At 70.1% G+C, this 12296-nt stretch carries 10 protein-coding genes and 1 pseudogene; 8 read left to right on the top strand and 3 right to left on the bottom strand.

Annotated elements, in window-relative coordinates; genetic code table 11:
- Positions 1-263: 263 nt before the first annotated feature.
- Positions 264-452 (top strand): annotated as a pseudogene (locus ACIRQ9_RS32485) (hypothetical protein); the annotation flags it as partial.
- 429 nt (positions 453-881) lie between these two features.
- The gene (locus ACIRQ9_RS32480; RefSeq protein WP_404181548.1) at positions 882-1952 is read left to right on the top strand and encodes an LLM class flavin-dependent oxidoreductase; all 1071 of its coding nucleotides are present in this window, start codon (positions 882-884) and stop codon (positions 1950-1952) included.
- Here ACIRQ9_RS32480 and ACIRQ9_RS32475 read toward each other — a convergent pair.
- Genes ACIRQ9_RS32475 through ACIRQ9_RS32465 form a run of 3 tightly spaced genes read right to left on the bottom strand, consistent with a single transcriptional unit; the run spans position 1949 to position 4955 of the window.
- Positions 1949-2782: a carbohydrate ABC transporter permease gene (locus ACIRQ9_RS32475; RefSeq protein ID WP_404181545.1), complete on the bottom strand. Its 834-nt coding sequence runs from the start codon at positions 2780-2782 to the stop codon at positions 1949-1951. The genes ACIRQ9_RS32480 and ACIRQ9_RS32475 overlap by 4 nt on opposite strands.
- Positions 2783-2784: 2 nt before the next feature.
- Positions 2785-3678, bottom strand: a complete 894-nt coding sequence (locus ACIRQ9_RS32470) for a carbohydrate ABC transporter permease (protein ID WP_404181666.1) — start codon at positions 3676-3678, stop codon at positions 2785-2787.
- A 29-nt stretch (positions 3679-3707) separates the two neighbouring features.
- Positions 3708-4955, bottom strand: coding sequence for an ABC transporter substrate-binding protein (locus ACIRQ9_RS32465; protein ID WP_404181542.1), 1248 nt, complete (start codon positions 4953-4955; stop codon positions 3708-3710).
- Positions 4956-5268: 313 nt separating this feature from the next.
- On the opposite strand from ACIRQ9_RS32465, the gene ACIRQ9_RS32460 reads away from it, so the two are divergent.
- The 6 genes from ACIRQ9_RS32460 (at position 5269) to ACIRQ9_RS32435 (ending at position 12176) form a co-directional block, all read left to right on the top strand.
- Complete coding sequence (locus ACIRQ9_RS32460; protein ID WP_404181539.1) at positions 5269-5403, top strand: putative leader peptide; 135 nt, start codon at positions 5269-5271, stop codon at positions 5401-5403.
- A gap of 123 nt (positions 5404-5526) precedes the next feature.
- A complete protein-coding gene (locus ACIRQ9_RS32455) occupies positions 5527-7170 on the top strand; it encodes an ABC transporter substrate-binding protein (protein WP_404181536.1) in 1644 nt (547 codons plus the stop codon).
- The gene (locus ACIRQ9_RS32450; RefSeq protein WP_404181533.1) at positions 7167-8252 is read left to right on the top strand and encodes an ABC transporter permease; all 1086 of its coding nucleotides are present in this window, start codon (positions 7167-7169) and stop codon (positions 8250-8252) included. The genes ACIRQ9_RS32455 and ACIRQ9_RS32450 overlap by 4 nt, the downstream gene beginning before the upstream one ends.
- A gap of 3 nt (positions 8253-8255) precedes the next feature.
- On the top strand, positions 8256-9203 hold the full coding sequence (locus ACIRQ9_RS32445) for an ABC transporter permease (RefSeq protein ID WP_404181530.1): 948 nt from the start codon (positions 8256-8258) through the stop codon (positions 9201-9203).
- Positions 9196-10953: a dipeptide ABC transporter ATP-binding protein gene (locus ACIRQ9_RS32440; RefSeq protein ID WP_404181528.1), complete on the top strand. Its 1758-nt coding sequence runs from the start codon at positions 9196-9198 to the stop codon at positions 10951-10953. Before ACIRQ9_RS32445 ends, ACIRQ9_RS32440 begins: the two co-directional genes overlap by 8 nt.
- Positions 10950-12176, top strand: a complete 1227-nt coding sequence (locus ACIRQ9_RS32435; protein WP_404181525.1) for a dipeptidase — start codon at positions 10950-10952, stop codon at positions 12174-12176. The genes ACIRQ9_RS32440 and ACIRQ9_RS32435 overlap by 4 nt, the downstream gene beginning before the upstream one ends.
- The last annotated feature ends 120 nt before the right edge of the window (positions 12177-12296 follow it).

Here is a 12296-nt window from a genome sequence, read left to right as displayed (position 1 = left end):
CTGCGGAAGGACAGACGGCGGAGCAGGTGCGGCAGTAGTCGACATGCCGTCGCACGATCAGCCGCACGCCCGAGCGCACACCCCGGGGTGTCGCGCCGGAACCGTGCATAAAGGGCCTCCACCCGTCAGAAAACGATCGGTTCACCGTACGTCGGCCGCCCCCGCGTGCGTCAAGAGGAGCCCAGCGGACCCACGGGGCGGCACGGGCTCGCCGGCCCGCGCCGACGGCCCTGTCGTCACCGGCGGCCGACGGGACGGAGGCCCTGGTCAGAGGCCTCAGGGCTGCCCGGCCGGTCTGGGAGCCGACATCGCGTTCCGTGTTCGGCCTCTGGCAGAAGTTCGGGACCGACCGCCCCTACGCGACCCGGCGTGAGATCGTGCTGCACGCCTTCGACCTCGGCATCACCCACTTCGACAACGCCAACCGCTACGGTCCGCCCCCGCGCGCCGCGGTCGTCGGCCGGGCGGTGGGACGACATGTCGGATGCCATGCGGGTACGGCTCCGTCCAGGTGAGGGATCGGGGGCAGGGAATAGGGAACCAGGCGTGAAGAGGCGGCCGGCGGGAGGCTCCGCACAGGCCGTGCGGCGCCGAGACGGGCCGCGTTGACATTCCGGTCGATCACTCGGAGACTCGATCGCATGCCCGAGGCCTTGATGCTCACCAGCGAGCGATGTGTCGACCTCGCACGGGTTTCCAGCGCCCAGTGTTGACTGCCTGGTGCCTTCGCCAGTCCACCGCGGCGCGTTCTCGCGTCTGATGTGACCTCCACGGACGACCCTCGGGGACGGAGTCCGGCTGCACCGGGCGCTCGACTCCGGTCCGCCCACAGCGCCTGAACCGTCCTGTGACGGCCGCCGCCCCGCACAGCGATCGGAATCATGATGAGCCTGGAATTCCTGTGGTACATCCCCAACACCGTGGAACCGGGGCACCGCGGTGACGACACGACGACCGGCTGGGGCTCGGTCGAGTACTCCACCGGCCTCGCCCGCGCGGCCGAGGAACACGGCTGGGGCGGCGCGCTCCTCGGGACGGGGTGGGGTCGTCCGGACACCTTCACCGTCGCCACCGCGCTGGCCGCCCGGACCACCACCTTCAAGCCCCTTGTCGCGATCCGTCCGGGCTACTGGCAGCCCGCGCACTTCGCCAGCGCGGCCGCGACCCTCGACCAGCTCAGCCGCGGCCGGGTCCTGGTCAACATCGTCAGCGGCCTCGACAACCTCGCCGCGTACGGGGACACCCGCACCGATCCCGCGCAACGCTACGAGCGCACCCGCGAGTTCCTCCATCTCGTACGACGCCTGTGGACCGAAGAGGACGTGACGTTCGACGGCGAGCACTTCCAGGTCGGCCGGTCCACCGTGGCCCCGCGCCCCTACGCGACCGGGACGAGGACCCATCCGACGCTCTACTTCGGCGGTGCTTCCGAGGCCGCCGAGCGGGTGTCGGCCGCGGAGGCGGACGTCCAGCTCTTCTGGGGCGAACCCCTCGACGGGCTCGCCGAACGGATCGACCGGCTCAAGGCGTTGAGCGAGCAGATGGGCCGCAGGCACCGGCCGCTGGAGTTCGGCCTGCGGATCACCACGCTGGTGCGCGACACCACTGAGGAGGCGTGGCGCGCGGCCGAGGAGCGGGTCGCGAGGATGGCGGCGGACGGCGGGAAGGAGTTGACCTGGGCGGGGGACCGCAGGACCGCTGTCGGACAGCGGCGGCTCTTCGACCTGGCCGCGCGCGGCGAGATCCTCGACACCTGCCTCTACACGACGCCCGGCAGGTTCGGCGGCGGGGGAGCGGGGACCACCTGGCTGGTCGGCTCCGCCGCGGACGTCGCGTCGGCGCTGGAGAACTACCGCAAGCTCGGCATCACCCACTTCGTCCTGTCCGACACCCCCTACCAGCAGGAGATCAGCCGCATCGGCGACCAACTGCTGCCCTTGCTGCGGCCCTAGTCGATCCCGGATCGTTCCACCCCTGCCACGATCCACCGCTGGAAGCACAGGAACACGAGCAGCAACGGCAGGATCGACACAGTCGCCGCGACGAACAGTTCGTGGAGTCTGATCACCTGGGACGTGGTGAAGGAAGACAGCGCCACCTGCACCGTCCAGGCCCCGCGGTCCTGCCCGATCACCAGCGGCCACAGGAAGGAGTTCCACGCGCCGATGAACACGATCGTCCCGACGGCGGCGAAGACGGACCGTGTGTTCGGCACGACGATCAGCCAGTACGTTCGCCAGTAGCCCAGCCCGTCGACCTGCGCCGCGTCCTCCAACTCCTTCGGAAAACCCAGGAAGTACTGCCGGAACACGAAGCAGGCGAAGGCCGAGAACAGCGTCGGGACGATCAGTCCCCGGTACGTCGAGATCCAGCCCAGCGACGACACGAGCACGAAGCTCGGGACGAAGGTGACGGCGGCCGGGACCATCAGCGTGCCGAGGACGGCGTAGAAGACCTTGTTCGCGTGCCGGTAGGGGATGCGGGCGAGGCCGTACCCGGCGAGTGAGGCGAGGAGCAGCGTGCCGAACGTCGCCGCGACCGCGATCAGCGCGGAGTTGAGCAGGGAGCGGGCGAAGGGGACGGAGGTGTCGTCGAAGAGCTCCCGTACATTCCCCCATCGCAACTCCGAGGGGAAGAAGGTCCATTGCGGTGCCGTGATGTCCTGCTCGCTCGACAGTCCGTTGCGCACGAGGAGATAGAAGGGGATGAGGAAGAACAGAGCCAGCACGATCAGCAGGACGAGACGCAGGGCGCGTCCGACCCGTACCACCGCGTCCTCCATGGTCACTCCTCCTTCCTGCCCAGACCGAACCAGCGCGCCTGGCCCACCGTCACCACCAGGATGATCAGTGCGAGGATCACCGCGCCCGCACTGCCGAGCCCGAGGTTCTGCCCCTGGCCGAGGGCGATGTAGTAGAGGTAGACGAGCGGCGGACGCGCGTAGGGCGGGTAACCGCGGGCGTCCGACAGGAGGTTGTAGAACTCGTCGAAGGCCTGGAAGGCGTTGACGACGAGGAGCAGGACGACCGCGACCGACGTGGCGCGCAGCTGGGGCAGCGTGATGTGCCGCAGTACGGGCCAGCCGGGCCGGGCGCCGTCGACCGCGGCGGCCTCGTACAGCCCGGGATCGATGCGCTGCAGTCCGGCCAGGAAAAGGATCATGTAGAAGCCCGCCTGCAGCCAGAGCCGTACCGTCACGATCACCAGCCAGTACCAGGGCGGTTCGGTGGTGGACAGCCAGGCGACCGGATCGCCGCCGAACCAGCCGAGCACGGTGTTGGCCAGCCCGAACCGCACCCCGTTGAAGACGGACATCTTCCAGACGAGAGCGGCGACGACGTAACTGCACGCGGCAGGAAGGAAGAACACCGACCTGAAGAACGCCCGCGCCAGACGCACCCGGTTGACCATCAGGGCGAGGGCCAGCGAGAAGACGTACGTCGCGGGCACGATGAACGCCGTGAAGACCAGGAAGGTGCGCAGGCTGTCGACGAAGGCGTCGTCCGACAGCATGTCCGCGTAATTGTCGAGGCCGACGAAGTGGGTGGGTGTCACGGTGTTGTGGGCGTCGAAGAAGCTGAGAGCGACGCTCCACAGCAGCGGGAGGTACGTGAACAGACCGAGCCCGAGAGCGAACGGACCGACGAAGATCCAGAACCAGAGAGCGCGGTTGCGCACCCTGCGTTCTGCCGTCGCGACTTCTGCCGTCACGGCTTCCTCTTCACCCGGTCCAGTTCGGCCGACGCCTTCCGGACGACCGTCCGCAGCTCGCTCTCCGGGTCCGCCCCGTTCTTGATGATCCGGCTCAGCGCGTCCTGGTACGCGGTCTGGGCGGCCGGGGTCCACAACAGCGGCTGGGCGTAGCCGTGTTCGGTGGCGAAGCGGACCGCCTCGGCTGCCGCGCCCGTCCTCAGCTTGTCGGCCTTCCTGGCGAGGGAGATGCGGGCGGGGATGTGGAAGCCGTAGGAGAGCGCGAAGTCCTGCTGGTAGTCGGTGCGTTCGACCCACAGCCATTTCACGAAGTCCTTGGCCGTGCCCTGGTGCCTGCTGCGGGCGCTGACGGCGGCTCCGTACGCGCCGACCGGTACGGAGGGAGCGCCGCCCGATCCGTCCCTGGGGAACGGCAGCACCCCGAAATCGTCGCCGAGTTCCTTCTGTACCTGGGGCAGCGCCCACAGGCCCGACCACTGCATGGCGGTCAGGCCCTGCAGGAAGGCCGACGGGTCCGACCAGTCGGCGGGGGCCCCGAGGAGCAGGGACTCGGCGGCGTACAACTGGTGGAGCTTGGCGAGCGCGCGGGCGGCGGCCGGGTCGTCGAAGCCGACCTTGCCGTCGTCGGTGACGAGCTGAAGTCCCGCCGCGTACAGCGGTGTTCCGCCGAGGACACCGGCGCCGCCGTCGTTGCCGAGGAAGAGTCCCTTGGTCTTTTTCGTGGTCAGTCTCCCGGCCGCGTCGACGAGTGCGTCGAGGGTGGCCGGCGGCTCCACACCGGCGTCGCTCAGCAGGCTCTTGCGGTAGTAGAGCAACTGCATGTCGATGACCTGCGGGATGCCCCAGATCCTCCCGTCGTACGTCTTGGTGGTGAGCACGGCCGGGTTGAAGTCGTCCTTGACGCCCTCGACCAGGCCGGTGAGGTCGACGACCTGGCCGCCCTGGATCTGGTCGAGGGTGGGACCGCCCTCGAAGACGTCGGGACCGGAGCCGGTGAGCAGCGCGGCGGCGGTCTGCTGGTCGTAGTTGCCGGGCCGCCACTGGACGCTGACGTCCGCTCTCCGGTAAGCGGCGGCGTACCGTTGTACGGCCTGCTCGGTGCCCGTCTCGCCGTACTGGTGGTACCACTGCGACAGTTTCGGCCCGGCGCCGGCGTCATCGCCGCGTCCGGTGTTGGACCCGCATGCGGTGAGCAGTCCGGCGCCCGCGCCCGCGGCGAGCAGTGCCCTGCGGCTGATGGTCATGGTGCGTGCCCCTTGACGGTTGTCGTTGCACGGCCCAACGATCAATCATGCGGCGGGATTACGACGGGAGTGTTGCGGCAGTCTGTCGTTCGTCCGGGACGCCGAGCCGCAGGGCGTCGGCGATGCTCGGGCGCGGGCGGTGTCGGCTCCGCTGACCTCGCCGTCCGCCGCGGCCGACGGCGTCGGTGTCCTTGAGGGGCAGGCCGATTCCCCGTTTCCCGCGGCCGCGCGAGCCGCACTTCATGCAACTGTCACATAGCCGCAGGTCATTCCGGTCCGCGACCTCTTGACGCCGAGAGACGCGAATGATCCCATGCAGCCAATGCGTTCATCCCGGCCTACGAGCCGGCGGCACCCCCAGGAGGACGGCGTGGCGACTGCCCTCGTGCTGTGCTCCCGACGTCATGTGGACCTGCTGCGAGTCTCCAGCTGTCTCTGTCACAGCTGACCGACCCCACGTCCCGTTCAGTCCTTCAGCCGTCCGCCTTTCACGCGATCGCGCTCCCTGTGCCGCTTCGGCCACCCCGCGCCCCTTCGCGTGCCCGTCCATGGGGAAGCAGAGACCACATCCATGACTCAGTACAGCAGTGCGAGACCGTTTCGTCCCGGACTGGGCGCCGCCCTGTCCCTGGGGACGGCGCTCCTGGTGTCCCTGACCGGTTGCACCAGCAGCAAGGACGGCGGTGACGCGGCTTCCGCGCAGGCGCTCACCATCGGGACGACGGACCAGGTGACCAGCCTCGACCCGGCGGGAGCCTGGGACGCGGGCTCCGGCACCGTCGAGAGCGAGGTCTACGCGACCCTGCTCAGCGTGAAGAACGGCTCCACGGAGGCCTCCCCGGACCTCGCCACCGGGATCAAGCTGACCGGGCCCAAGGAGTACACGGTCACGCTGAAGAAGGGACTTGAGTTCGCCAACGGTCACCAACTGACGTCCTCCGACGTCAAGTTCAGCTTCGACCGCACCTTGAAGATCGCCGACGAGAACGGCCCGTCCTCGCTGCTCTACAACCTCGCCTCGGTCAGCGCCCCGGACCCGGTCACCGTCGTCTTCACCCTCAAGTCGGCCAAGGACACGCTGTTCCCGCAGGTGCTGTCCACCGCGGCCGGCTACATAGTCGACGAGCAGGTCTTCCCTGCCGACAAGATCCTCGACGACAAGTCGATCGTCGCGGGCAAACCCTGGAGCGGCCCCTACGGCGTGCGGAGCTACGACAAGAACTCCCTGGTCTCCTTCACCGCCAACAGCGCCTACCAGGGTGAGCTGGGCACCCCGAAGACGAAGAACGTCCAGCTCAAGTACTACACGGAAGCCAGCAACCTCAAACTCGACGTCCAGCAGGGCAGCATCGACGCCGTGTACCGCACGCTGACCACCGCCGACCTCGACGACCTCGCCAAGAAGAAGGACATCAAGGTCCACACCGGCTCCGGCAACGGCATCCGCTACATCGTCTTCGACTTCCAGAGCCAGCCCTACGGCACCAGGACGAAGAACGCCGACAAGGCGAAGGCGCTGGCCGTGCGACAGGCGGTCGCCGACTCGGTCGACCGGGCCCAACTCGCCCAGCAGGTCTACAAGAACAGCTACCAGCCGCTCTACAGCTCCGTGCCGGACGGCCTCACCGGCGCGAGCCCGTCCTTCAAGTCGCTCTACGGCGACAAGCGGGGCGGCCCGGACAAGGCGGCGGCCGCGGCGAAGCTCAGGGCGGCGAAGGTCAGCGCACCGGTCACCCTCAACCTCCAGTACAACGCGGACCACTACGGTTCGTCCTCGGCCGACGAGTACGCGCTGATCAAGACCCAGCTGGAAGCCACCGGCCTGTTCAAGGTGAACCTGCAGTCCACCGAATGGACCCAGTACGGCAAGGACCGCATCAAGCACCTGTACCCGCTGTACCAGCTCGGCTGGTACGCCGACTACCTCGACGCGGACAACTACCTGTCGCCCTTCTTCTCGGCCAACAGCTGGGTCGCCAACGGCTACGACGACTCCGCCGTCCGCGACCTGATCAAGAAGGAGGAGACGGAGACCGACGCGGCCAAGCGCACCGGACTGCTCAAGCAGGTCCAGGACAGGGCCGCCGCACAGGTGCCCCTGGTGCCGCTGCTGCAGGGCTCCACGGCGATCGTCACCCGGACCGACGTCAGAGGTGTGCCGGACGAGCTGAACAGCGCGTACACCTTCCGCTGGGCCGGGCTCTCGAAGAAGTGAGCGCCCTGACCCAGGACACGACCCCCGGCGCCGTCGCCACAGCGGGCGACGGCGCCGCCGGGTACGGACTCACCCGCTACCTGGTGGTCCGCTTCCTCCTCATCGTCCCCACCGTGCTGGTCCTGGTCAGCCTGGTCTTCTTCCTGATGCGCGCCACCGGCGACCCGATCAGCGCCGCCTTCGGTGACCGCCTCACCCCGGACCAGCTGCAGGCCAAACTCCATCAGGCCGGTTACGACCGGCCCTTGCTCACCCAGTACCTGGACTACCTCAAGTCCCTCGCCACAGGCGACTTCGGCCGCACCGTCACCGACAACCAGCCGGTGACCCACGTGCTGACCACCTACGGCGCCGCCACCGTCGAACTCGCCTGCTACGCCCTGCTGGTGGCGTTGCTCGTCGGCGTCCCGCTGGGCATGGTCGCAGCCTCCTGCCGGGACCGTGCGCCGGATGCGGCACTGCGCCTGTTCGCCGTCCTCACCTATGCCACGCCGGTGTTCTTCGTGGGTCTGCTGCTCAAGCTGGTCTTCGCGATCCAGCTCGGCTGGCTCCCCGCGTCCGGCCGGGCGAGCACCGGCGTCCAGCTCTTTCTGCAGAATCAGACCAGTTCGACCGGCTTCTACCTCGTCGACGCGCTGCGGAGCGGCGATTCCGACGCCGTCGGTGACGTACTCCGGCACGCCGTACTTCCGGGTCTGGCGCTGGGATCGCTGGTCGCGGGCATCCTGCTCCGCCTGGTCCGCACGAACCTCATCGGCACGCTGGGCGCCGACTACGTCGAGGCCGCCCGCTCCCGCGGCGTCGCACCCTTCCGTCTGGTCACCCGGCACGCCGCCCGGCCCGCCCTGATCCCCGTCGTCACCGTCTTCGGCCTCCAGGTCGCGGGGCTGCTGGGAGGCGCGGTGCTGACGGAGACCACCTTCGAGTGGAAGGGCCTCGGCTACCAGCTCGCCCACTACCTCACGGTCCGCGACTTCCCGGCTGTGCAGGGCATCGTCGCACTCTTCGCCGTGGTCGTCGCGGTGACGAACTTCCTCGTCGACGTCGCCGCAGCGTTCATCGACCCCCGAGTGAGGTACTGAGCCATGGCCCAGGTTCTGCCACGACGACTGCCCCTGCGGGTGCGAACCGGTGCCGGCGTGCAACGGGTCATGCTGCTGACCGGGCTGGCCCTGACCGCGCTGTTCCTCCTCGCTGCCCTGCCCGGCCCGCTGCTCGCACCCGACGGCTATGCCCAGCTCCGTGACGCGGCAGGCCTTTTCGGATCACAGCAGCACCCGAGCGGCGCCCATCCTCTCGGCACCACCATCGCCGGGTACGACGTGCTGTCCCGCACGGTGTGGGGCGCCCGCACCGCCCTGGAGATCATCCTCGCCGCCCTGCTGCTCTCCGTGGTCCCCGGCACCGTGCTGGGCCTGGTTTCCGGCTATCTCGGGGGCAGGCTCGACCGGTTGCTGGTGGGGCTCGCCGACGCCCTCTACGCCTTCCCCCCGCTGCTGCTCGCGATCGTCATGTCGATCGTGATCAGCGGCGGACAGTCGAGCCTCGTCGGTGGTCTCGGCGCGGCGGCCTGTTCCGTCGCCGTCGCCTTCGTGCCGCAGTACTTCCGTGTCGTCCGCGCGGAGGTGATCCGGGTGAAGGCCGAGCCCTTCGTGGACGCGGCCCGGGTGATCGGCACCGGTACCTGGCGGATCATGTTCCGGCACGTGCTGCGCAACTCCGTCCGCACCCTCCCGCTGATCTTCACCATCAACGCCTCCGAGGCCATCCTCACTCTGGCCGGGCTCGGCTTCCTGGGCTTCGGCATCGAGCCCAACTCGGCAGCCGAGTGGGGCTACGACCTCAACAGATCGGTAGCGGACGTCACGTCGGGTCTGTGGTGGACGGCCGTGCCGCCCGGCCTGGCCATCGTGCTCACCGTGCTGGGCACCACCCTGCTCGGCGAGAGCCTGGCCGACCTGGCCGACCCGCGGCTGCGGCGGCGCGGTGCGCCGGGCGCCCCCGGGGCGGACGGAGGTGAGGACGTTGACTGACCTGCTGCGCATCGAGGACCTGCACATCTCCTTCGCCACCGACGCCGGGACGGCTCCCGCCGTGAAGGGGGTGAGCCTGTCCGTGGCCCCCGGTGAGGTGCTGGCGCTCGTCGGCGAGAGCGGCAGCGGCAAGACCGTGACCGCGAGGTCGGTGCTCGGCCTGTTGCCGGACACCGCGAGCGCCCGCGGCCGTGTCCTGCTCGGCGACGGCACCGCCACTCCGGCCGAGGACGTCCTCACGGCGTCTCCCGCCCGGCTCCGCGCGCTGCGCGGCACCCACGCCGCGATGGTCTTCCAGGAGCCGTCCACCGCCCTCAACCCGGTCTTCACCATCGGCTGGCAGCTCACCGAGGGACTGCGCGCCCACGGCCACGGCGGCGGGAAGGCCGAACGCAGGGCCCTGGCCGTCGAATGGCTCGACAAGGTCGGCATCCCCGACCCCGCCACCCGCGTCGACCACTACCCGCACCAGCTCTCCGGCGGCCAGAAACAGCGTGCCGTCATCGCCATGGCGCTGGCCCTGGGCACCAGGCTTCTCGTGGCCGACGAACCCACCACCGCCCTCGACGTCACCGTCCAGGCGGAGATCCTCGAACTCCTGCACCGCTGCCGCACCGACTTCGGCACGGCCGTCCTCCTCATCTCCCACAACATGGGCGTGGTCGCGGACCTCGCCGACCGGGTGGCGGTGATGAGCGACGGCGAGATCGTGGAACAGGCCCCGGTGCGCGAGCTGTTCGCGGCACCCGGTCATCCGTACACCCGGCGCCTCCTGGCCGCCGTACCGGTGTTCGGTGATCCCGGCCGCCCGCAGGCGTCCGCGCCGCGAGAGGAGCCGCCGGTCGTACGCGCCTCCTCCCTGGTCGTGGACTACCCCGGCCGGCTGGGCAAGAAGGGCTTCCGGGCCGTTGACGGCGTCAGCTTCGATATCGCGCCGGGGGAGGTACTCGGACTCGTCGGGGAGAGCGGCAGCGGCAAGACCACCATCGGCCGGGCCGTCGCCGGCCTCACGCCCCCGACCGGCGGCCGACTGGAGGTGTTCGGGCAGAGACTGGCGATCCGCCGTCGCACGCCTGGGCGGTACGGCCACATCGGCTATGTCTTCCAGGACCCCGCCGGCAGCTTCAACCCCCTGCTGTCCATTGCCGACAGCATCGCGGAGCCTCTGATCGCGCACCGCCGCGAACTGGGCGCGAGGGCCGTCCGCGCCGAGGCCGAGGCGCTGCTGGAGTCCGTCCATCTGCCGCGCGCCTATGCCGACCGCTATCCCCATGAACTCAGTGGCGGCCAGCGCCAGCGCGCCGCCCTTGCCCGCGCGCTTGCCCTGCGCCCTCCGCTGCTGATCGCGGACGAACCGACCTCGGCCCTCGATGTGTCGGTCCAGGCGAAGGTCCTCGACCTGTTCACCGAACTGCAGCGGGAGTTGGGTTTCGCGGCTCTGTTCATCAGTCACGATCTCGCGGTGGTCGAGCAGGTCGCCGACCGGGTCGTCGTCCTGCACGACGGCCGGATCGCCGCCCTGGGCGCCACGGCCGAGGTCCTGAGCAACCCCCGGGACGACTACACCCGGCGCCTGGTCGCCGCCCTCCCCGTCCCCGACCCGGTCCGCCAGTCCCGCCGCCGGGACCGGGCCCTCGTGATCCCCGATGCCGCGGAGGGCTCCGCGACCCTCGACGGTTCCGCCGCGCACGGCGGCCCCGCCGGCACCGACCCTCTCGACGCCCTCGACGAAGGAGTGGCAAGCCCATGAGCGACACCGCCGCCGACCTGGTCGCCCAGGTCCTCGCCGCCACGCCGGTCTTCGACGGTCACAACGACCTGCCCGTGGCGCTGCGATTCCGCTCGGGCTCCAGCGTGGAAGGGCTCGCCGACGGCCGCCCCGACCTGCACACCGACCTGCCGCGGCTGCGGACCGGCGGGGTCGGCGCCCAGTTCTGGTCGGTGTACGTCTCCTCGAAACTGCCCGAGCCCGAGGCCGCCGTGTCCACGCTGGAACAGATCGACGCCGTCTACCGGCTCGTCGCCCGCTATCCGGACGCCTTGCGCATCGCCTACACCGCCGCCGACGTCGAGCGCTCCTTCGCCGACGGACGGATCGCCTCCCTGCTGGGCGTCGAGGGCGGCCACAGTCTCGCCGAATCGCCCGGCGTACTGCGGTCGTTCGCCCGTCTGGGCGTCCGCTACGTGACCCTCACCCACAACGACAACACCTCCTGGGCGGACTCGGCCACCGACGAGCCGGGCGTCGGCGGCCTGAACGACACCGGCCGGGCGATCGTCGCCGAACTCAACCGCACCGGCGTCCTCGTGGACCTCTCCCACGTCGCCGAGTCCACCCAGCGCGCCGCCTTGGCGGCCACCGCCTCCCCGGTGCTGTTCAGCCACTCCTCCGCGCGCGCCCTCAACGACCACCCGCGCAACGTGAGCGACGGAGTCCTGGAACTGCTGCCGGACAACGGCGGCGTCGTCCAGCTCACCTTCGTGCCGTACTTCGTCTCCGCCGAAGTCGCCGAGTGGGCCGAAGAACTGGAAGCGGAACGGGAGCGCCTCGGACTGCCGGCGAGGACCTGGACCTGGCCGCGGGCACCGAGGCCGGGAGAGGATCCGGCCCAGGTCGCCTCGGAACACACCGCGCTCCTCACGGCGCCCGTCGACGACCGACTGCGACGCTGGACCGAGGCCCATCCGCGGCCCGAGGTCACGGTGGCCCAGGTCGCCGATCACGTCGAGCACGCCCGTGAGGTCGCGGGCCGCGACCACATCGGCCTCGGCGGCGACTACGACGGTGTCGACCACCAGCCCACCCGCCTCGCCGATGTCTCCGGCTACCCCGTCCTGCTGCGCGAACTCGCCGACCGCGGCTGGTCCCGCGCCGACCTGGAGGCCCTGACCGGCCGCAACGTCCTGCGCGTCCTGCGCGAGGCGGAGGAGCGAGCGACCGAGCCACTGTGGCCGACGGCCCCGCTGCGGTGAAACCCCTCTGCCGACGGAGCGAGGTGTTCGCCCGCCGGCCGCCGGGTCTGCTCGCGATGGGCTGCTGCCTGTGGGGGCTCCCGCTGGCGGAGGTACCGGTCAGGGAGAGCGCGGGCATGA

Source organism: Streptomyces sp. NPDC101237, assembly GCF_044767465.1.
Classification (GTDB): Bacteria; Actinomycetota; Actinomycetes; order Streptomycetales; family Streptomycetaceae; genus Streptomyces; species Streptomyces gramineus.
This window is presented reverse-complemented; position numbering and strand designations above follow the sequence as displayed.

Excerpts from the sequence above, each read along its gene's own strand:
- ACIRQ9_RS32480 (WP_404181548.1), top strand. The coding sequence starts at position 882 with ATGATGAGCCTGGAATTCCTGTGGTACATCCCCAACACCGTGGAACCG.
- ACIRQ9_RS32475 (WP_404181545.1), bottom strand. The coding sequence starts at position 2,782 with ATGGAGGACGCGGTGGTACGGGTCGGACGCGCCCTGCGTCTCGTCCTG.
- ACIRQ9_RS32465 (WP_404181542.1), bottom strand. The coding sequence starts at position 4,955 with ATGACCATCAGCCGCAGGGCACTGCTCGCCGCGGGCGCGGGCGCCGGA.
- ACIRQ9_RS32460 (WP_404181539.1), top strand. The coding sequence starts at position 5,269 with ATGCAGCCAATGCGTTCATCCCGGCCTACGAGCCGGCGGCACCCCCAG.
- ACIRQ9_RS32455 (WP_404181536.1), top strand. The coding sequence starts at position 5,527 with ATGACTCAGTACAGCAGTGCGAGACCGTTTCGTCCCGGACTGGGCGCC.
- ACIRQ9_RS32445 (WP_404181530.1), top strand. The coding sequence starts at position 8,256 with ATGGCCCAGGTTCTGCCACGACGACTGCCCCTGCGGGTGCGAACCGGT.
- ACIRQ9_RS32435 (WP_404181525.1), top strand. The coding sequence starts at position 10,950 with ATGAGCGACACCGCCGCCGACCTGGTCGCCCAGGTCCTCGCCGCCACG.